This window comes from Ruegeria sp. AM5 (genome assembly GCF_056540645.1).
This window is the reverse complement of record NZ_JBQFXC010000004.1, coordinates 126,559-146,048: the sequence shown is the minus strand read 5'-3', so window position 1 is coordinate 146,048 and position 19,490 is coordinate 126,559. Positions and strand designations below refer to the sequence as shown.

Genomic DNA, 19,490 nt, shown 5'->3' with positions numbered 1-19,490 from the left:
CAAAGGGGAGCTGCCGTGTTTTCAAGATACAAAAAACAGCCTTCGGCGCAGCCGGTTGAAACCCAGGCGTCGAAAGTCGAGGCCCCGGCAGCGGCAGCTGCGGCACCAGCTGCCAACGCAATTGCGCGCAAGCCGGTCAAGAAAAAGGCAGCAGAAGTTGTTGGAAACGACAAGGAACGCAAACGCAAGGAACGGCTGGGCGAAATCAAGCTTGAGCTGCACCGCGAGCTTCTTGAAAACCTGAACCTCGCAGCCCTTGAAAAAGCTGAAGAATCCGAGCTGCGGACAGAAATCAGCGCGATTGCCAGCGAAGTTCTGGAAGCCCGCAACATCGTTCTGAACCGTGAAGACCGCAGCCAGCTGAACAAAGAGCTTTATGACGAGGTCACCGGTCTCGGGCCGCTGGAAGCGCTGCTACAAGACGACTCGGTCAACGATATTCTGGTCAACGGCCCCCAGCAGATTTTTGTCGAACGGGCCGGTAAGCTTGAGATCAGCGACATCACGTTCAAAGACGAAAAGCACCTGATGCGGATCATCGACAAGATCGTTTCTGCCGTTGGTCGCCGTGTCGATGAATCCAACCCGTATGTTGACGCCCGCTTGGCTGATGGCTCACGTTTCAATGCGATGGTGCCGCCGATCGCGGTGGATGGTTCGCTTGTTTCCATTCGTAAGTTTAAGAAAGACAAGCTCGGCATCGACGATCTGGTCAATTTCGGTGCGTTTACCGAAGAAATGGCAGCCTATCTGCAAGCCGCCGTGTCGACTCGTCTGAATATCATTGTTTCGGGCGGTACCGGTTCCGGTAAAACGACAACGCTGAACGCGCTGTCGAGCTTTATCGACGACGCCGAGCGCATTCTGACCATTGAGGATACGGCGGAACTTCAGCTGCAGCAGACACATGTTGGCCGGATGGAAAGCCGCCCGCCCAACGTTGAAGGCAAAGGTGAGGTCAGCCCTCGCGATTGTTTGAAGAACGCCCTGCGTATGCGCCCCGACCGCATCATCGTTGGTGAGACGCGTGGCGCCGAGGTGATCGACATGCTTCAGGCCATGAACACAGGCCACGATGGTTCGATGACCACGATCCACGCCAACTCGGCCCGCGATGGCATCTCGCGTCTTGAAAACATGATCGCCATGGCGGGGATCGAAATGCCGATCAAAGCGGTCCGCAGCCAGATCTCGTCGGCTGTGAATCTGATCGTTCAGGCCAGCCGTCTGCAGGATGGTTCGCGCCGGATGACATCAATCACCGAAATTACCGGCATGGAAGGTGACGTCATCTCGATGCAGGAAATATTTAAATTTCAACGTGTTGGCCTGACCCCCGACAACAAGATCATCGGTCATTTCACCGCCACAGGTGTGCGCAGCCACTATTCCGAGCGCTTCCGTCTGTGGGGCTTCGATCTGCCCGCCTCGATCTACGATCCAACCACGATGTAGGAGAACCAAGATATGCAACTGCCTGTCGAGGCGCTCATCTACATCGTGATTTTCGTCGGGGTCTTTGCCCTGGTCGAAGGTATATATCTCGTCGCATTCGGAAAATCGATCAGCCTGAACAGCCGCGTCAATCGCAGGCTGGACATGATCGATAAGGGCGTCGGGCGCGAGCAAGTACTGGAGCAGCTGCGCAAGGAAATGCAGCAGCACATGAAGTCGCAGAGCATACCGCTCTACTCGCTATTGGCAGACAAGGCGCAGAAGGCGGCGATCGCCTTCTCTCCTCGGCAGTTGATTGTGATCATGGCGCTGGTTTCAGGGCTAGCTTTTGTAGGTTTGAGCGTAGGAACAGCGACCGAACCGACGCTTCGGGCGGCTCTATCGGTCGCGATCGGGGTCGGAGCGGTGTACGCTTGGGTCAATAACAAAGCCAATAAACGTATGGCCTTGATTGAAGAACAATTGCCCGATGCGGTGGAACTGATGGTTCGGTCACTTCGCGTCGGAAACCCATTTGTTTCCTCGATCCAAATCGTTGCTAACGAGGTCGAGGACCCCCTTGCGACAGAGTTCGGTGTTATCTCGGATGAATCCGCTTATGGCCGGGATGTCGGTGAAGCACTCAAGGATATGGCAGAGCGGCTGGACATGCAGGATTTACGGTTTTTGGCCGTCGCCGTTTCGATCCAGCAGCAATCGGGGGGTAACCTTGCCGATATTTTGGCCGGTTTGGCCAAGGTGATCCGCGCACGTTTCCGACTGTTCCGCCGGGTGAACGCTATCACCGCCGAAGCCAAATGGTCGGGCAAATTCCTGTCGGGTTTCCCGGTCGCCTGTCTTCTGTTCATCATGGTTAAGGACCCGAACTACTACGACGCCGTAATCGACGATCCGCTTTTCATTCCGGCATGTTTCTTTGTCGGTATCACGCTGACCCTGAACCTGATCGTCATGCGTATCCTGACCGACATTAAGGTTTAAGAGGCCCAAAGATGGAATTTTTGAACCAGATCAATGAACTGTTGAAGCAGAACTTGGGTGAATTCGGTCCGCTGATTGTCGTGGGCGTTTTGGGATTGTTCATGATCCTGGTCACGATCCCGCTGATGCTGAACCAGCCGGAAGACCCACTAAAGAAGTTGCAGCGGTCAAATTCACCGCCAAAAAACAACAAGAAAGAAAAGAAAGAACGTCTCAGAACAGCCAGCCGGAACGAACAGCTTGAGAAGTTCGCCAACTTTCTCGAACCCAAGAACGAAGAAGAGTATACCGCCGTTCAACTCAAGTTGAGGCAAGCCGGCTATCAGTCCAAGGACGCGGTTCGTTTCTATCACTTCGCTCAGTTCGCATTGGGCATAATCGGGATCCTGATCGGCGTCTCGCTGGTTACCGTGTTTGCGGGCGATCAGGAATTTGACTCGACGCAAATCCTCATTCGCGTTCTGGGACCTGGTATTGCGGGTTACTTCGTGCCCAAATACTGGATCACGCGGCGCGTAGAGGAACGCAAGGAAGCGATCGTAAATGGTTTCCCTGATACGCTCGATCTGATGTTGGTATGCGTCGAGGCCGGGCAGTCCTTGGATCAGGCCATTGTACGGGTCGCGTCTGAGATGAAAGCATCTTACCCAGACATCGCGCTTGAGTTCGAGGTTGTCGCCTACGAAATGAAAGCCGGTAAAGAAAAGGACACCGTTTTGCGCGACTTCGCGACGCGATGCGGCGTTCAGGACGTTAGCGCGTTCGTCACCGTGATGATCCAATCAGCGACATTCGGGACATCCATTGCCGAAGCGTTGCGGGTTTATGCCGATGAAATGCGTGACAAACGCGTGATGCGCGCCGAAGAGGCAGCGAATAAGTTGCCAACCAAAATGACCCTTGCGACAATGATGTTGACCGTCCCTCCTCTGCTGGTCATCCTTGTTGGACCTTCGGCAAAAGGTATTATGGAGTTTGGAAACCGATAACGCCTTCCCGCTTCTTCGCTGGGTTGCCAAATCAGGTTGTTGGCACCTTCGTATGACAATTCAGGCCGCCATGGTTTTCACCATGGTGGCCTCTTGCACTGAAACAGGCGCGACAGACGATCCGTTTGCCCCTGGCGTCGACCCAGATGGGCCTGCGGTAGATGAGGTGACCGTCGGAAACCGATTGATGGCGGCGGGCGAATATGAGCTTGCACTTGAATCCTTCACCCGTGCCGCGTTGCAACAGGGTATGACCCCGCAAATCCTGACTTCGCTTGGGACAGCTAATTTGGGATTGCGCCGGATTGGCCAAGCTGAACCGCTATTGCGTCGTGCTGTCGAGGACGATCCCGAGTGGCCTGTGGCATGGAACAACCTGGGTGTCTTCTTGGTGGAAACGGGCGAATATGCCGAAGCCGCGCAGATGTTCCGCAGAGCCTATGCGCTGGACAATGGCGAAAGTGACGCAATCCGCGACAATCTGCGGTTAGCACTCGCAAAAATGGAAAATCCTGTTAATAATACCCCACAAGAACAAGAATTTGAACTGGAGCAGCGCGGCAACGGGCAATTTGTTCTGCGTAAAATCCAGTAATAGAGGCAGAGCAGTAAAGGACGCACAAAAATGCGCCAACCCTTCTTGATTCCGACGATGCTGGCGTGCGGGCTGGTTTTGGCCGCCTGCGCAAAGGAAACCGAAGAGGAAAAGGTTGAACGTACTTTTCAGGAAGTGAACGTCATCGACGAGACCAACCTGAATGACGTGATGCTGAATGCGGCCGATCCCAATGAGGCGGTGACCTATTTCCAAAGTGCGGCCGCCAAGAACCCCGACCGCATCGACCTGCAACGAGGACTAGCAATCACGCTGACCCGTGCCAAGCGCAGCACTGAAGCTTCCGCCGCGTGGAAACGAGTGCTGAGCATGAAAGGGGCCAACAACGCCGACCGTGTCGAATACGCTGATGCGCAGATTCGCAGCGGCAACTGGGATGGCGCAAAGGCGACATTGGACAAAATCCCTCCTACATATGAAACCTTTAAACGGTATCGGCTTGAAGCGCTGGTGGCAGATGCCAAAAAAGACTGGAATCGCGCCGATCATTACTACGAAACCGCAGTGGGCCTGACGACCCGCCCTGCTGGCGTCATGAACAACTGGGGCTATTCCAAACTGACGCGCGGGCAATATGCGGAAGCCGAGCGGCTGTTTACCGACGCCATTAGGCAGGACAATTCTATGTTCACCGCCAAGAACAACCTTGTTCTGGCGCGCAGCGCGCAAGGCAACTACAGCGTTCCTGTTGTCCCAATGACGCAGACCGAACGGGCGAAACTGTTGAACACCATGGCCATTTCAGCCGTGAAACAGGGGAATATCAACCTGGCCAAGAACCTCTATCGCGAGGCGATTTCCACCCACCCGCAGCATTATGACGAGGCGGTCCGCTCGCTTCGGGCCCTTGAGGACGCCTGATCCATGATCATACCAGCGGCAGCGGCGGCGTGGTTTCTACCTTTTGTTCTGCCGATCTGTTTCTACGTTGCCTTTACGGATATGCGTGAGATGCGGATCAAGAACCACGCGGTCATCGCGCTGGCGGTTGTTTATCTCATCGTCGGGCTTATCGCATTGCCACCGTGGTCCGGTCCGTGGATCCCCGGCAACATCGGGCCGTTAACCCTGACCCTGCCTGTCTACGGATGGCAGCTGCTTCACATGGTTGTCGTTCTTGTTATCGGCATCGTGCTAAATGCAGCTGGGGTGATGGGGGCCGGAGACGCGAAGTTCTGTGCCGCAGCCGCAGCGTTTGTCTGGGTCGGTGACCTGATGTGGGTCATGGTGATTCTGACGGCAACTCTGCTGGGAGCGTTCTTTGCCCACCGGTTGGCGAAATACACCCGGCTGCGCCAGATCGCGCCACATTGGGAAAGCTGGGATCGCGGCAAACAGTTCCCTATGGGTCTGACGCTGGCTGGCAGCCTCGTTGTTTATTTGATTTTGGGCATAATCCACGGATCGTGAACAATCATCAGCGCGCCTTGCCCGCGCCTTTGTCCTGCCACAAATCCGCGCCAAATTCTTCCAAAGCGGCCCCGCAAGGGCCTTTTGCGTGATTTTTGGATGGACGAGCCCCGCTCATGAATATGCAGACCTCCTCTGTGATTGCCCCCCCTGCCCCTAAAGGCCTGGGAGAAATGCAACTTCCGCTGGTGATGATGCGGGACATTCTGTTGAAGACCGTCTTTCGCAAGAACGTGGATACGGTCAGCGAAATCGCGGGTGCCATCTGTTTGCCCGGGTCCGTGACACAGGAACTAGTTGATATCGCACGCGAGCAGAAACTGCTTGAAGCGACCGGGACTCTGAACGCCAACTCCGGCAATGAAATGGGCTATCAGCTGACCGATGCAGGCAAAGCGCGGGCGTTGGATGCGTTGAGCCAGTCTGAATATTTCGGTGCGATGCCGGTGCCGCTCGATGTTTACCGCGAGCAGGTCAAGCGCCAGTCGATCCGCAACATTCAAGTCACCCGCGACCAGCTAACCGGCGCGATGGGCCATCTTGTTCTGCCCGACAGCCTGCTGGATCATCTGGGCCCGGCGGTCAGCGCCGGTCGCTCAATTCTGATGTATGGCCCTCCGGGCAATGGTAAATCCTCGATCTCGAACGGCATTCGCGATGCTTTGGGGGACAACGTCTATGTTCCGCGCGCAATCGAATATGCCGGTCAGGTGATTACGGTCTACGACCCGATCGTGCACACCGCGATCGAGCAAGAAGAGGACGATCCCAACAGTCTGCGCCGCCGCAAGCGGTTCGACACTCGCTATGTTCAATGCGAACGCCCCACCGTTGTGACTGGTGGTGAACTGTCACTGAGCATGCTGGATTTGGTCTACAACCCCACTGCGCGTACTTATCAGGCGCCTCTGCAGCTGAAATCCACCGGCGGCATCTTCATCGTGGACGACCTTGGACGTCAGGCAGAGCCCCCTCAGGCCCTGATCAACCGCTGGATTGTTCCGCTTGAAGAAAGCAAGGATATCCTTGGCCTGCAATCGGGTGAGAAGTTCGAAGTACCATTCGACACGCTGGTTATATTTTCGACCAACTTCCACCCGAATGAGATTTTCGACCAAGCGGCCCTGCGCCGGATTTTCTTCAAGATCAAAATCGACGGCCCGAACCAAGAGAACTTCCTGAAGATCTTTGCCATGGTCGCCCGCAAGCGCGGTATGCCACTAGACGAGGCGGCGCTAGTGCATTTGCTGAAGGTCAAATACCCGACCATCAACAACATCTACGCCAACTATCAGCCGATCTTCCTGATCGACCAGATGATCTCAATCTGCGAGTTTGAGGGTATCCCTTATCAGATGAGTCCTGACCTGATCGACCGAGCCTGGGCCAACATGTTCGTTAAGGAAGAAAAGATCATTCACTGATCCCCTTGTCCTGGTTTCCATGGCCTGAGGGCTGCGCTAGGTTTGCCGGATGGTGCAGATTCCCCCGGCAATCCAAAACTGGTTTTCGAACAAAGGCTGGTCGATTCATCCACATCAGCAAGACATGTTTGAGCGGGCGAATGATCCCGCGGCCCTACTTATCGCTCCAACTGGTGGCGGCAAAACCATGGCCGGGTTTCTGCCTTCCTTGGCCGAGTTGGCGCTGGGGCAGCATGACGGATTGCACACGCTTTATGTGTCTCCTCTCAAGGCGCTGGCAGCGGACATCAGGCGCAATCTGCGCGTTCCCGTCGAGGAAATCGGCCTACCAATTCGGATCGAAGATCGCACCGGCGACACATCGGCCACGCAGAAGAAACGCCAGCGCGCCGATCCTCCACATATCCTTCTGACCACGCCCGAGAGTCTGGCGTTACTTACTTCATACGAAGATGCTCCGCGCATGTTTGCTGGGGTCCAGCGCATTGTTGTCGACGAAATACATGCACTGGCAGAAAGCAAACGGGGGGATCAATTGATGCTGGCGCTGGCACGATTGCAGACACTCTGCCCCGATCTGCGCCGCGTAGGCTTGTCCGCCACGGTTGAAGACCCCGAAGGCATCGCACGATTTCTAGCCCGCAATCCCGATCCTTGCCGAGTTATTCAGGCTGATCCCGGCCCTGACCCCGATATCTCGATGCTGCAAACACAAGAGATGCCGCCATGGTCGGGCGGTGGCGCAGCCTATTCCATCCCCGCTGTGATGGAGCAGATCAAAAAGCACAAGACGACACTTATCTTTCACAATACTCGGGCGCAGGCCGAGATTTTCTTTCACAACCTCTGGCTCGCCAACGACGACGCTCTGCCCATCGGCATTCACCACGGCAGCCTGGATCGGCAACAACGCGAACGGGTCGAGGCCGCGATGGTCAGGGGTGATCTGAGGGCAATTGTCTGTACCGGCAGCCTCGATCTGGGGATCGACTGGGGCGATGTGGATCTGGTGATCCAGATCGGCGCGCCGAAGAACGTCAAGCGGCTGGTGCAGCGGATCGGGCGCGCAAATCACCGCTACAATGCCCCTTCCAAAGCTATTCTCGTCCCAGCCAACCGGTTCGAAGTGGTCGAATGTGTTGCTGCACTGGAAGCTGTGCAAGAACATGATCTGGATGGCGACCCCCGCGGGCCAGGACCCAGGGACGTTTTGTGCCAGCATATTCTGATCGCCGCCGCAGCGGGACCGTTTGATGCAGATGCACTCTACGCCGAAATGACGGCTGCCGGGCCTTATGCGCAGATCACCCGTGCTGAATTCGATGCCTGTTTGGAATTCTGCGCCACCGGTGGATATGCCCTGCGAGCCTATGATCGGTGGCAGAGGCTACAGCAGCGCCCGGATGGAGCCTGGCAATTGCGCGACCCGAGGGCGGCACAGCGTATCCGCATGAACCTTGGCACGATTCAGGACACCGACACGCTGAAGGTTCGGCTTAAGCGCAATCGCGGGGGCAAGCCTCTGGGTGAGGTAGAGGAGGGATTCGCGGCCTCGCTAACCCCTGGTGATACCTTTCTGATCGGTGGTCAGATCGTCCGCTATGAGGGTCTGCGAGAGATGGTGGTCGAGGTCAGCCGCCGCGCTGACCGCAAGCCCAAGATTGCGACCTTTTCGGGCACCAAGTTCGCCACGTCTACCCAACTGAGCGACCGAATCCTGCGGATGTTCGCACAGCCGGATTGGCCTCAGTTGCCAGGCCACACTGCCGAATGGCTGGGTCTTCAGCGCGAGATATCACGCCTGCCGCAAAGTGACCGCCTGTTGATTGAAAGCTTCCCTGACAGGGGGCGCGAGCATCTATGCGTCTACGGATTTGCCGGCCGCAATGCGCAACAGACGCTGGGCTTGCTGTTGACCAAACGCATGGAGGAAACCGGCCTTGCGCCGCTGGGATTTGTAGCCACTGACTATGCCACCTTAATCTGGGGGCTGGATGCGGTGACCGATCCGCGCCCACTGTTTCAGTTGGACGCGCTACGAGAAGGATTGGAGACTTGGCTGGCGGGTAACGCCGTGATGAAACGCACATTTCGTGCTTCGGCCACAATCGCGGGGTTGATCGAACGCAACACTGGTGGGCAGCGCAAGAGTGGTCGGCAGGCGACATTTTCGTCAGATATCCTCTATGACACCTTGCTGAAATACGATCCTGAACATCTGCTGATGCAAATCACCCGCGAAGAGGCCATGCGCGGGTTGGTCGATTTCGGACGGATCGAAGCCATGGTCGCCCGGATCGGAGACCGCATTGACCTGCTGCGGCTAGACCGCGTCTCACCCCTGGCGGCGCCTCTGTTCCTCGAAGTTGGCAAAGTCCCCGTCAAGGGTGAAGCCGAGGAACGCCTGCTTGCGGAAGAAAGTGCCCGGTTACTGCAGGCCGCCGGATTGCAACCGGCATAAACCACTTGCGCAATCCGCAAAATCGTATGAAGAACGGATCATGAACAAGATCGCGTTTTCATTTTCTGGCCAAGACCTGGCTGCGCTTGGGTCGGGCGCACTATGGTGGCCGGAACAGGGCTTGCTCTGTGTTTCCGATCTGCATTTAGGCAAATCCGAACGGATCGCCCGCAGGGGCGGCCCGACATTGCCGCCGTATGACAGCCGCGAAACATTGACCCGATTGGCAAGTGATCTTGCCAGTACCGGTGCCACGACGGTCATCTGTTTAGGGGACAGCTTTGACGATCTCGATGCCTCGGGCGCGTTGGCTGCTGAGGATAGGCAACAGATCACCGCAATGCAGGCTGGTCGACGTTGGATCTGGATCGAGGGGAACCATGACCCCGGCCCGGTAGAAATGGGCGGCACACATCTGTCCGAGTGGGCTTGCCACGATCTGATTTTCCGCCATATCGCCCAGCAAAACAGTCCAGGTGAAGTCTCGGGCCACTACCACCCCAAAGTTAACCTCAATGCCCGAGGGCGCTCGATCACCCGCCCAGCTTTTTTGTTGGATCAATCACGTCTGATCCTTCCAGCTTATGGCGCTTACACCGGGGGGTTGCGCAGTTCAGCAGAGGCTCTGAGCGGCATCATGGCACCGGATGCGCGGGCAATTCTGACCGGCGCGCAGCCACAACTCATCCCGATGCCCAGATAGGTTCTAGAGCAACCCGTCGTCCACGAGCTGTTGCTTGTATTTCCTGCTGACAGGAACCTGATCGCCGTTGCTTAGGTGCAAAAAGGATTTTCCCTTTTCTTTTTCGACCCCAACAATCGCCGAATCCACGACCCAGTGTGAACGGTGCGTACAATGGCCTTGTACCGGCTCCATCTCGGCAATCGCGTCGGTAAAGCGCGAGCGGATTGTAAACGTACCATCGGACGTGACCACGTCGACATAGTGATCGCGCACGGTTAACCGATAAACCTGCCCCTCGAAAGTGGCGGGCAAACGATTGAAAAGACGTGGTCTGGGTTCGTATAGCGGTGCTGCGGTTTCTTCCCGCTGACGCACCAGCAAAAGTCCGGTGGCGAAGAGAAGACCATAAGGGGCGACTTTCAAAATGCCCGGTGCCATCAATCCATTTAGCGTGAACAGAATCCAGGTCAGAAACCACAGTGATGGTGCAAACAATGTCAGGATCAACAGGACGAAGGCAAAATCACGGACCAGCAATCCGGATCGATTTAGCCGTTCGCGTACCAGCTTTCCAGCCGACCAAGTCGCTGCAAGCGCGAGCAGCATAACACCTGTCCAGAACACCATCCGCTGACTGAATGGCAGTGTCATATCCCGAAAGGGGGCAAAGGAATACGCCAATAAAGGAATAAAAACGAGACCTGCCACTACCCGTTGAAGACTTATTAACGAGAAGATCGGACTCAGCTTCATCATACCAGGTAACGCACCTCGCCAATGGTAAAACCATGAAACACCAACTGACAGGATTATTATCCCTTAAACGGCTGGAATAGAAGGATTATCACCGACCGACGCAAGGTCAAGTCAAGATGTAGTTATATAAATATCCTAATCTAATGAAAAAGGCCGGAGAGCTTTTCGCTCTCCGGCCAATTCAATCATGGACGTTGCGCCCGGATTGAACACCGAGGCTGCTATTAAGCAGTCAGACCTTCAGGTTCAGGCAAGCCGTTTGCGCGGCAAGCCGCGGTGAGCGTGTTCGCAAGGAGGCAGGCGATCGTCATAGGGCCAACTCCGCCGGGAACAGGGGTAATCGCACCAGCGCGTTCTGCCGCAGTGGCGTAGTCAACGTCGCCAACCAGCTTGTTCTTGCCGTCGCGTTCGATCCGGTTGATGCCGACATCGATCACAGTTGCGCCTTCCTTGATCCAGTCACCCGGAACCATCTCGGGGCGACCAACTGCGGCGACCACAATATCAGCACGGCGTACAACATCGGGAAGATCTTTGGTGCGGCTATGCGCGATGGTCACGGTGCAACTGTCGCCCAAAAGCAACTGCGCCATCGGCTTACCCACGATGTTAGACCGACCGATCACTACAGCATCCATGCCGGACAAAGAGCCGTGGTGATCGCGCAACATCATCAGACAGCCCAGCGGAGTGCACGGCACCATTGACTTCTGACCTGTTCCCAGCAGGCCCACATTCGAGATGTGGAACCCGTCGACATCCTTTGCCGGATCGATCGAGTTGATCACCAGATCTTCGTTCAGATGCTTGGGCAGCGGCAGTTGCACCAGAATGCCGTGCACCGCAGGGTCATTGTTCAGTTTGTCAATCAGCGCCAGCAGGTCCGCCTCGGACGTGTCCACATCCAGCTTGTGCTCGTACGAGTTCATGCCGACCTCGACGGTCATCTTGCCCTTTGAACGGACATAGACCTGGCTGGCCGGGTCTTCGCCCACCAGAACCACCGCCAGACCGGGGGTGATGCCGTTCTCTTCTTTCAGCTTTGCAACCTGGTCAGCCACCTGCGCGCGCACTTTGGCGGCAAAAGCCTTTCCGTCGATAACCTGCGCTACCATTCTTTGATCCCTTCTTTCACAAAACGGATCGGGCGCACTAGGCGCCCGTTTCTTCAGTCTGGGCCGAGCACGCGTTCTTCGCGGGCAATCGACCAATCAATCAGTATACGCCAGAGCTTTTCGGCAAGATCGGGGTCCATACCCAACTCATCCGAGCTCTTGCGGACGCGCTGCACCACATCTTCGACACGTTCCGGGATGCGGGCTGGCAGGCCCTCGCCGGGTTTCAGTTGCGACGCGCGGTCGATATAGGTTGCGCGCGTTACCAGCAATCCAATCAATTGGCGGTCCAGCTTGTCGATCTGAGGCCGCAATTCCTGCATCGAATGACAGTCTTGCGGAGGTATCAGAGTGGGCATTTTGGTCTCCTGCGGCCCGGGGATATCCCCGGACCACGAGATGTCTTATTTGAGAGCTTAGAACAAGCCCTCGATCTCACCTGCGTCGTTAAGGCAGATGGTTTCGGCGGCCGGTTTGCGCGGCAGACCGGGCATGGTCATGATCTCTCCGCAGACAACGACGATGAAACCGGCACCAGCGGAAAGGCGAACCTCACGCACCGGAACCGAGTGTCCGGTAGGCGCGCCGCGCAGGGTTGGGTCGGTCGAGAACGAATACTGGGTTTTCGCCATGCAGACCGGCAGGTTGCCGTAGCCCGCTTCTTCCCATTCGCGCAGCTGGTTGCGGATCTTGTTGTCGGCCAGAACTTCGTCGGCGCGATAGATACGCTTGGCGATGGTTTCGATCTTCTCGAACAGCGACATGTCGTCAGGGTAGATCGGTGAGAAGTTCGCGGCGCCGTTTTCGACGATTTCGACAACTTTTTCGGCCAGAGGCGCAGAGCCATCCGAACCCAGCTCCCAGTGACGCGACAGGATCGCCTCAACACCATGCTCGCCGCAGTAGTCCTTGACCGCCTGAACTTCGTCATCGGTGTCGGTGACGAAGTGGTTGATCGCGACGACAACCGGAACACCGAAGGATTTGACGTTTTCGATGTGGCGACCCAGGTTGGCGCAACCTGATTTCACAGCGTCAACGTTTTCCGCACCCAAGTCAGCCTTGGCCACGCCGCCATTCATTTTCATCGCGCGCACGGTGGCAACCAGTACCACTGCCGACGGAGCAATACCCGCCTTGCGGCACTTAATGTTCATGAACTTCTCGGCACCGAGGTCAGCACCAAAGCCCGCTTCGGTGACAACATAGTCGGCCACTTTCAGAGCGGTTTTGGTTGCGATAACCGAGTTACAGCCGTGCGCGATGTTTGCAAACGGGCCGCCGTGGACAAAAGCCGGGTTGTTTTCCAGCGTCTGCACCAGGTTCGGCTGCATCGCGTCTTTCAACAGAACGGTCATTGCACCTTCTGCCTTGATATCGCGGCAGTAAACCGGGGTCTTGTCGCGGCGGTAAGCAACAATGATGTCGCCCAGACGCTTCTCCAGATCTTTCAAGTCGTTTGCCAAGCAGAGGATCGCCATGACTTCGGACGCCACGGTGATGTCAAAGCCCGCTTCACGCGGGAAACCATTCGACACGCCGCCCAGAGACGCCGTGATCTGACGCAGAGCACGGTCATTCATGTCGACGACGCGGCGCCATGCAACGCGGCGGGTGTCTATTTCCTGCTCGTTACCCCAGTAAATGTGGTTGTCGATCATCGCCGACAGCAGCGAATGGGCCGAGGTGATGGCGTGGAAGTCACCCGTGAAGTGCAGGTTCATTTCTTCCATCGGAACAACCTGCGCGTAACCGCCACCTGCGGCGCCGCCCTTCATGCCGAAGTTCGGGCCAAGCGAAGCTTCGCGGATACAGATCATCGCGTTCTTGCCGATGCGGTTCAAGCCGTCGCCCAGACCTACGGTGGTGGTGGTCTTGCCTTCTCCTGCGGGGGTTGGGTTGATCGCGGTCACCAGGATCAACTTGCCGTCTTCGCGGTCCTGTACCGAGTTGATGAAGTCCTGGCTGACTTTGGCCTTGTCATGGCCGTAAGGCAGCAGATCATCGCTGGAGATACCCAGCTTCGCGCCGATTTCCTGAATCGGCTTTTTGTTCGCCTCGCGGGCAATCTCAATGTCGGATTTGTAGCTCATTGGGCAGGGTCCCTGATTGAATTCCGTGCAAAACCGACGCACGGGCGTCGGCGCTGCGCAACATATACTGACGTACACAACTCTGATGGCTAAGGATTCCGACATTTTCATGCCGCGAAACGGCGTTGCGAGAAATCGTAATGCGCAAATCGGAAACGGATTGAACCTATGGGTTCCAAAGGGGCTGATCCGGCACAAACAATTGCATCTTGTCGCCGCGTTTCAGAGCCCCCGGGCGTTCGACCCAAGCCGTTATCCCGCGTCGCCCTTTGGCCGCAGGTTTGAATGCCGCCCCGTAACCGGTATGATCCGCCTCGATCTCGCGGCCCGGAAGAACGCAGGGGGCGTTTTCCATGTCCACAGTGATCGTCAAACCGCTCTCGGCCTTCAACCGCGACGACGGAGGGATATGAGAGAAATCGGGAATGCCCTTCAGGACAATCGAAGCCCCAAGGTAAGACGGATCAAGCGTTGCCAACTCCATCTCAGCCGCGACATCACCCAATTCCTCTGCCGACAGCACTGACAGTTGCCGCACATTCCGGATCTCGGTGCCCTTTGGATAGAGATTCGCTACCCGAACACAGGACGCTCTATTGAGCCCCTGATGCCGTTCCCCCTGAACGCCATCAAAATTCAGGTCCAAAGCATTGACAGGCTTGGCCCGCAAAGACTGGCCTGCTGGAACATAGCCCAGCCATACCACGTCGGCTGAATATTCTGTTTCACGTAAGAACGGCATGAGATGCCCCCATTCATCTGCAGGTTTGTAGGCATAATGCCCGGCAACGCCCTGATGAAAAGAGAAAACCCGGAGACTGGCTCCGGGTTTTGTTGTTATGCGGTGGGTTCTGGTTCCATCCCGCCATCTGGCGGCGATTTCTTGGACTTGGTCTTCGGGATGGCAGTCACGCTGGGGGCGTTGCCCTCATCGGGGCTGTCACCCTCATCATCGCTTTCGGTGGGCGGTTCGCCATTCATGACGCGCTTGATCTCATCGCCGGTCAGGGTCTCATACTCAAGCAGGCCTTGCGCCAGTCGCTCCCATTCCTCGTTCTTGTCGGTCAGGATCTTGTGCGCGCGTTCATAGCCTTGCTGGATCAGGCGCTTTACCTCTTCTTCAATCAGCTCTTTGGTATGGGCCGATACCGAGAACCCGGCGGTGTTGCCCTGATAGCCTTCATGCGCCTCGGCATAGTCGATGTTGCCGACCTTGTCGGACATGCCCCAGCGCATCACCATGGCGCGCGCCAACTGGCTGGCCTGCATGATATCGCCCGCAGGGCCGTTCGACACGTGATCTTCGCCGTATTTAATCACCTCGGCGGCCTTGCCTGCCATAGTCATGGCCAGCTTCTGCTCACACTCATCGCGGTGATAGTTCAGACGATCCATTTCGGGCAGTGACACAACCATACCCAGCGCACCACCGCGCGGAATGATGGTCGCCTTATAGACCGGATCGCACAGCGGCAGTTCCAGACCTACAACGGCATGGCCGGCCTCGTGATAGGCGGTTTTTTCCTTCTGGTCCTGCGTCAGCACCATCGAACGGCGCTCGGCCCCCATCATCACCTTGTCTTTGGCGTTCTCAAAGTCCTCCATGGTGACAAAGCGACGACCGACGCGGGCGGCCATCAATGCGGCCTCGTTCACGAGGTTCGCCAGATCAGCACCCGAAAAGCCCGGCGTGCCGCGCGCGATAATGCGCAGGTCGACATCGGGACCCAGAGGCGTCTTGCGCGCGTGCACGCCCAGAATCTTTTCGCGGCCTTTGATGTCGGGGTTGCCAACAGTCACGTTGCGGTCAAACCGGCCCGGACGCAGCAGCGCAGGGTCCAGAACGTCCTTCCGGTTGGTGGCCGCCAGAATGATCACGCCTTCATTGGCCTCGAAACCGTCCATCTCAACCAGCAGCTGGTTGAGAGTCTGTTCGCGTTCGTCGTTACCGCCGCCATAGCCAGCACCACGATGGCGCCCCACGGCGTCAATTTCGTCGATGAAGACGATACAAGGCGCGTTCTTCTTGGCTTGCTCGAACATGTCACGCACACGCGATGCACCAACACCAACGAACATTTCAACGAAATCGGAACCCGAGATCGTAAAGAACGGCACTCCCGCCTCGCCCGCAATCGCACGGGCAAGTAGCGTCTTACCAGTGCCCGGAGGGCCAACCAGCAGCGCGCCTTTGGGAATCTTACCGCCCAAACGCGAAAATTTCTGCGGGTTGCGCAGGAATTCCACGATCTCTTCCAGCTCTTCCTTGGCCTCGTCGATGCCCGCAACGTCGTCGAACGTCACCCGGCCATGCTTTTCGGTCAGCATCTTGGCCTTGGACTTGCCAAAACCCATAGCGCCACCTTTGCCACCACCCTGCATCCGGTTCATGAAATAGACCCAGACACCGATCAACAGCAGGAAGGGCAGCAGCGTGATCAGGAACGACTGGAAACCCGATTGCTGCTGTTTTTCAGCACGAACGGGGATGTTCTTGTCGATCAGCAGCTTCGTCACCTCGGCATCGGTGGGTTTGATGGTGACAAAGTCCTGATTCTCATTCGTGCGATAGCGGATCTGTTCGCCATCCAGCGTGACGCTGGTGACGTCTCCGGCGTCCACGGCGCTGACGAATTCGGAATAGGTGCGTTCATTGTTCTGAAGCGACCCGCTGGGTCCACTGAATAGGTTGAACAGTGCCAGGATCAGCAGAAACAGAACGACCCAGAAGGCGATGTTGCGAGCGTTGCCCAAGGAAAATCTCCCGAAAGGTTTCGGCAGGTGGGGACCTGCCGGGGTTGTTCCTTAAAATAGAGAGGATTGTGGCAGGTTCAATGAGATAAAATCACCGCATCGAAGTCGGACCTTTCTGGAAGCAGTTCGGCGCGCCATTCGTTTGCAAAACCGACCAGGGGTGCAGCCAATAGAGTGCCTTCGGCCCAAACCGAGGGCGTCGACAACACTGCAGCGCGAGGTTTGCCCACAGAGCGCCAGTTTTCCAGCTGCAATATACCATCCTCACCAAGCGCCCGGATTTCCGCAACTTCAGTTTTTGGCCCGGACATAATCCAACGCCTGTCCCAAGGTTCTGAGGGGCGCGCGTGCTGATTGCTGACGGCGTTTAGCTCTCTGCAAATCCAAGTTTTTTTGCCTTCCGGGATTAAAATGCATCCCCCCAGGGTGGCCGTCTGAGCAGACGAAATCGCATCCAGCACTTGATCCACCGCTTTGTGTCGCGGCGGATATTCTCCCCCTGCGATCCATGAAACAGACGCGGTCACAAGCCGACGACGGATTTCTTCGGGCAGAGTTTCGAAACCTTCGCGATCAATGCAAAGATCGCCATCCGCCACCGTCATGTACCGGAAAGCGGATTCCTGCGCGTATTGCGCCAATGCTTCACGCGCTTGTGCCATATTTTCAGCGACCCGTGATAATGACTCTGCCGTGATGCCGATCCGATTTAATCCTAACAAGGCCTGACGGGCTTTGATCCGGTCAAAACGAGGGTCCTGATTCGACGGATCATCAATCCACGAAATACCCTGCGCAGTCAGATATTCCCGAAGATTTGAGCGTGTTGTGGACAGCAAGGGGCGCAGCAATGTGACCCGACCTTCTTTTCGCGATACAGCCATGGCCGAAAGCCCCGAAACGCCCGAAGCACGGGCCAGCCGCATCAGTACCGTTTCAGCCTGATCATCCTCCGTGTGGCCCAGCGCAACTGCCTCTAGGCCCTTCGATTCGGCCCACGCGACCAGCAACCGGTATCTCGCACGCCGCGCCTGATCCTGCAGATTTCCGGATCCATCCCACCCCTGCCATTTCAGCGTTTCATGAGGAATGCCTAAGCGCTGCACCAGTGTCGCGACGGCCAAGGCCTCTGACGCAGATTCAGCTCGCAGGCCGTGATCAACGGTCGCCGCAAACAGCTCGATCTGCTCTTGTCGCGCGATATCAACAAGTAATCGCAACAGGGCAGTCGAATCACTGCCCCCTGAAACCGCCACCCCCAGACGGCGCGGCAGTGGATCGGGCAGACCTGCCCGCAAATTGGCCCGAAGCGTATCGGCGTCAGAGGTCAAGAACAGCCCAGCGTTGCCATTTCCTGTGTGGCCGAAGCAGCTGGTGCCGATGCCGGAAATCGTACGCCAACTTCGCCGAGTGTGATGCAAGCCTGATCGGTTTGGCCCAGCTGTCCAAGCGCTGCGCCCAACTCAAACAACGCCTCGGGTGCCAGAGGTCCTTCGGAGTCGCCCGTGAAGCTGGCCAGAAAGGCGCGCGCCGCTTCGCGTGTATCGCCCACCCCTTTCAGCGCCTGCCCGCGCCGCAGGTTGGCTTGGCTCGCCAGCGGGCTGCCCGGATAGGACTGGTCGAATTGCGCAAACAGATCGGCCGCGGTCTGGAAATCTCCATCCACCAGGGCCTGCGAAGCGGCATCAAAATCCGCTTGTTCACCGACTGCAAGCTCACCCTGATCAGTGACCGTGGGTTGCGTAGGGTTGGGGGTGGGTGCCACAGCCACAGCGGTGGATGTATCACCACCCAACGTTGAGGTTTCGCCCAGCGCGCTCAGATCACCGCCTTCAAGTTCAACCAGACGAAACTCCAAATCACCTATACGATTGGTGCCATCGGTCACGACATTCTGCACCCTTTGGTTCAACTGCTCGGTCTGGCGTGTCAGGCGCTGCAATTCTGCCTCGATCGCATCAACGCGCTCAAGCACGGAACTGCCGGACAGGTTTGGCGCGGGGGACCCAGTGGTTGAAAACTCGCGCTTGAGACGCTGAATTTCCACATGCAGCACGGTTAATTCCTGACGGATATCCGCCAGCGTCTGCTGATCCTGAGCCTGTGCCACACCAGCGACGGCCACAACCGCCGCCAGAACCAATCCTGCAATTCGCATCATCTTACCCCAAGGTTGAACCGGTCAGCACCGTCACCGCGCGGCGGTTTTTGGAATAGCAATCCTCGGTGCTGCAAATCTCGATCGGGCGTTCCTTGCCATAGCTGACGGTGGTCAACCGGTTGCCTGCCACCCCGCGTGAGATCAGATACTCCCGCGCCGCATTGGCCCGACGAGCTCCAAGCGCAAGGTTGTATTCGCGCGTGCCCTGCTCGTCCGCATGGCCTTCGATATTGGCGACAAAATCCGGATTGGCGAGCAGCCAATCGGCCTGCCCTTGCAGAATCGTCTGCGCCTGCGGGCTGAGCGTGGACTGATCGACTGCGAACAGGACCCGGTCACCAACTGTCTGCTGGAAATAGGCTGGCGAACGCGGATCACTAGGTGAGCCCGGAACCAGCGCGCCGCTGCCACCAGCGCCGCCACCCAGAGCCGACGGATCATTATTGGAACAGGCCGCAATCAGGGTCAGCGCCCCAATTGCCGCGACTTTGCTCAACAGTTTCATCTCAAGTGCCTCGTGTTTCGTTGTTTATTGCCGCGCTTCTATCACATTGCGGGTTTGTTGTGAACTTTACCTGCTGTCAGTTCCG

General features: G+C 57.0%; 18 protein-coding genes. 9 read left to right on the top strand and 9 right to left on the bottom strand.

The annotated features are described in order from the left end of the window. Positions 1–15 precede the first annotated feature (15 nt). From ACR0AH_RS12235 to pdeM, 9 genes are all read left to right on the top strand, one after another. Positions 16–1,455: a TadA family conjugal transfer-associated ATPase gene (locus ACR0AH_RS12235; protein ID WP_170397349.1), complete on the top strand. Its 1,440-nt coding sequence runs from the start codon at positions 16–18 to the stop codon at positions 1,453–1,455. A 12-nt stretch (positions 1,456–1,467) separates the two neighbouring features. After that, on the top strand, positions 1,468–2,436 hold the full coding sequence (locus ACR0AH_RS12230; RefSeq protein WP_170397358.1) for a type II secretion system F family protein: 969 nt from the start codon (positions 1,468–1,470) through the stop codon (positions 2,434–2,436). A gap of 11 nt (positions 2,437–2,447) precedes the next feature. Further along, positions 2,448–3,425 carry a type II secretion system F family protein gene (locus ACR0AH_RS12225; protein WP_170397360.1) on the top strand — a complete coding sequence of 326 codons (978 nt, stop codon included), beginning with the start codon at positions 2,448–2,450 and terminating at the stop codon, positions 3,423–3,425. 52 nt (positions 3,426–3,477) lie between these two features. Then, complete coding sequence (locus ACR0AH_RS12220; protein WP_370644360.1) at positions 3,478–4,020, top strand: tetratricopeptide repeat protein; 543 nt, start codon at positions 3,478–3,480, stop codon at positions 4,018–4,020. 30 nt (positions 4,021–4,050) lie between these two features. Beyond that, entirely contained in the window at positions 4,051–4,902 is an 852-nt protein-coding gene (locus ACR0AH_RS12215) for a tetratricopeptide repeat protein (protein WP_170397362.1), read from the top strand. Positions 4,903–4,905: 3 nt separating this feature from the next. Beyond that, complete coding sequence (locus ACR0AH_RS12210; protein WP_170564705.1) at positions 4,906–5,451, top strand: prepilin peptidase; 546 nt, start codon at positions 4,906–4,908, stop codon at positions 5,449–5,451. A 116-nt stretch (positions 5,452–5,567) separates the two neighbouring features. Beyond that, the gene (locus ACR0AH_RS12205; RefSeq protein ID WP_170397365.1) at positions 5,568–6,875 is read left to right on the top strand and encodes an ATPase; all 1,308 of its coding nucleotides are present in this window, start codon (positions 5,568–5,570) and stop codon (positions 6,873–6,875) included. A 49-nt stretch (positions 6,876–6,924) separates the two neighbouring features. Then, positions 6,925–9,336: a ligase-associated DNA damage response DEXH box helicase gene (locus ACR0AH_RS12200; protein WP_170733263.1), complete on the top strand. Its 2,412-nt coding sequence runs from the start codon at positions 6,925–6,927 to the stop codon at positions 9,334–9,336. 40 nt (positions 9,337–9,376) lie between these two features. Continuing rightward, a complete protein-coding gene (gene pdeM / locus ACR0AH_RS12195) occupies positions 9,377–10,039 on the top strand; it encodes a ligase-associated DNA damage response endonuclease PdeM (protein ID WP_170733264.1) in 663 nt (220 codons plus the stop codon). 3 nt (positions 10,040–10,042) lie between these two features. Here pdeM and ACR0AH_RS12190 read toward each other — a convergent pair whose 3' ends face one another. The 9 genes from ACR0AH_RS12190 to pal form a co-directional block, all read right to left on the bottom strand. Beyond that, a complete protein-coding gene (locus ACR0AH_RS12190; protein ID WP_480438819.1) occupies positions 10,043–10,672 on the bottom strand; it encodes a LytTR family DNA-binding domain-containing protein in 630 nt (209 codons plus the stop codon). Positions 10,673–11,001: 329 nt separating this feature from the next. After that, entirely contained in the window at positions 11,002–11,892 is an 891-nt protein-coding gene (gene folD, locus ACR0AH_RS12185; protein ID WP_170397373.1) for a bifunctional methylenetetrahydrofolate dehydrogenase/methenyltetrahydrofolate cyclohydrolase FolD, read from the bottom strand. Positions 11,893–11,945: 53 nt separating this feature from the next. Beyond that, the gene (locus ACR0AH_RS12180; protein ID WP_170404363.1) at positions 11,946–12,251 is read right to left on the bottom strand and encodes a chorismate mutase; all 306 of its coding nucleotides are present in this window, start codon (positions 12,249–12,251) and stop codon (positions 11,946–11,948) included. Between the two features lie 57 nt (positions 12,252–12,308). Next, positions 12,309–13,985 (bottom strand): formate--tetrahydrofolate ligase, encoded by a 1,677-nt coding sequence (locus tag ACR0AH_RS12175; RefSeq protein WP_170397376.1) that lies wholly within the window; start codon positions 13,983–13,985, stop codon positions 12,309–12,311. A 166-nt stretch (positions 13,986–14,151) separates the two neighbouring features. Then, positions 14,152–14,727: an MOSC domain-containing protein gene (locus ACR0AH_RS12170; RefSeq protein ID WP_480592125.1), complete on the bottom strand. Its 576-nt coding sequence runs from the start codon at positions 14,725–14,727 to the stop codon at positions 14,152–14,154. A 95-nt stretch (positions 14,728–14,822) separates the two neighbouring features. Next, positions 14,823–16,739: an ATP-dependent zinc metalloprotease FtsH gene (ftsH, locus tag ACR0AH_RS12165; RefSeq protein WP_170424311.1), complete on the bottom strand. Its 1,917-nt coding sequence runs from the start codon at positions 16,737–16,739 to the stop codon at positions 14,823–14,825. Positions 16,740–16,816: 77 nt separating this feature from the next. Beyond that, entirely contained in the window at positions 16,817–18,070 is a 1,254-nt protein-coding gene (gene tilS, locus ACR0AH_RS12160) for a tRNA lysidine(34) synthetase TilS (protein WP_480592123.1), read from the bottom strand. Continuing rightward, on the bottom strand, positions 18,067–18,897 hold the full coding sequence (gene ybgF, locus ACR0AH_RS12155) for a tol-pal system protein YbgF (RefSeq protein ID WP_480592286.1): 831 nt from the start codon (positions 18,895–18,897) through the stop codon (positions 18,067–18,069). The genes tilS and ybgF overlap by 4 nt, the downstream gene beginning before the upstream one ends. A gap of 4 nt (positions 18,898–18,901) precedes the next feature. Further along, the gene (gene pal / locus ACR0AH_RS12150) at positions 18,902–19,405 is read right to left on the bottom strand and encodes a peptidoglycan-associated lipoprotein Pal (RefSeq protein WP_170397385.1); all 504 of its coding nucleotides are present in this window, start codon (positions 19,403–19,405) and stop codon (positions 18,902–18,904) included. Between the last annotated feature and the right edge of the window lie 85 nt (positions 19,406–19,490).

Bases quoted from the DNA above. Each gene is read 5' to 3' on its own strand.
- ACR0AH_RS12230 (WP_170397358.1), top strand. From the start codon at position 1,468: ATGCAACTGCCTGTCGAGGCGCTCATCTACATCGTGATTTTCGTCGGG.
- ACR0AH_RS12225 (WP_170397360.1), top strand. From the start codon at position 2,448: ATGGAATTTTTGAACCAGATCAATGAACTGTTGAAGCAGAACTTGGGT.
- ACR0AH_RS12220 (WP_370644360.1), top strand. From the start codon at position 3,478: ATGACAATTCAGGCCGCCATGGTTTTCACCATGGTGGCCTCTTGCACT.
- ACR0AH_RS12215 (WP_170397362.1), top strand. From the start codon at position 4,051: ATGCGCCAACCCTTCTTGATTCCGACGATGCTGGCGTGCGGGCTGGTT.
- ACR0AH_RS12210 (WP_170564705.1), top strand. From the start codon at position 4,906: ATGATCATACCAGCGGCAGCGGCGGCGTGGTTTCTACCTTTTGTTCTG.
- ACR0AH_RS12205 (WP_170397365.1), top strand. From the start codon at position 5,568: ATGAATATGCAGACCTCCTCTGTGATTGCCCCCCCTGCCCCTAAAGGC.
- ACR0AH_RS12200 (WP_170733263.1), top strand. From the start codon at position 6,925: ATGGTGCAGATTCCCCCGGCAATCCAAAACTGGTTTTCGAACAAAGGC.
- pdeM (WP_170733264.1), top strand. From the start codon at position 9,377: ATGAACAAGATCGCGTTTTCATTTTCTGGCCAAGACCTGGCTGCGCTT.
- ACR0AH_RS12190 (WP_480438819.1), bottom strand. From the start codon at position 10,672: ATGACACTGCCATTCAGTCAGCGGATGGTGTTCTGGACAGGTGTTATG.
- folD (WP_170397373.1), bottom strand. From the start codon at position 11,892: ATGGTAGCGCAGGTTATCGACGGAAAGGCTTTTGCCGCCAAAGTGCGC.
- ACR0AH_RS12180 (WP_170404363.1), bottom strand. From the start codon at position 12,251: ATGCCCACTCTGATACCTCCGCAAGACTGTCATTCGATGCAGGAATTG.
- ACR0AH_RS12175 (WP_170397376.1), bottom strand. From the start codon at position 13,985: ATGAGCTACAAATCCGACATTGAGATTGCCCGCGAGGCGAACAAAAAG.
- ACR0AH_RS12170 (WP_480592125.1), bottom strand. From the start codon at position 14,727: ATGCCGTTCTTACGTGAAACAGAATATTCAGCCGACGTGGTATGGCTG.
- ybgF (WP_480592286.1), bottom strand. From the start codon at position 18,897: ATGCGAATTGCAGGATTGGTTCTGGCGGCGGTTGTGGCCGTCGCTGGT.
- pal (WP_170397385.1), bottom strand. From the start codon at position 19,405: ATGAAACTGTTGAGCAAAGTCGCGGCAATTGGGGCGCTGACCCTGATT.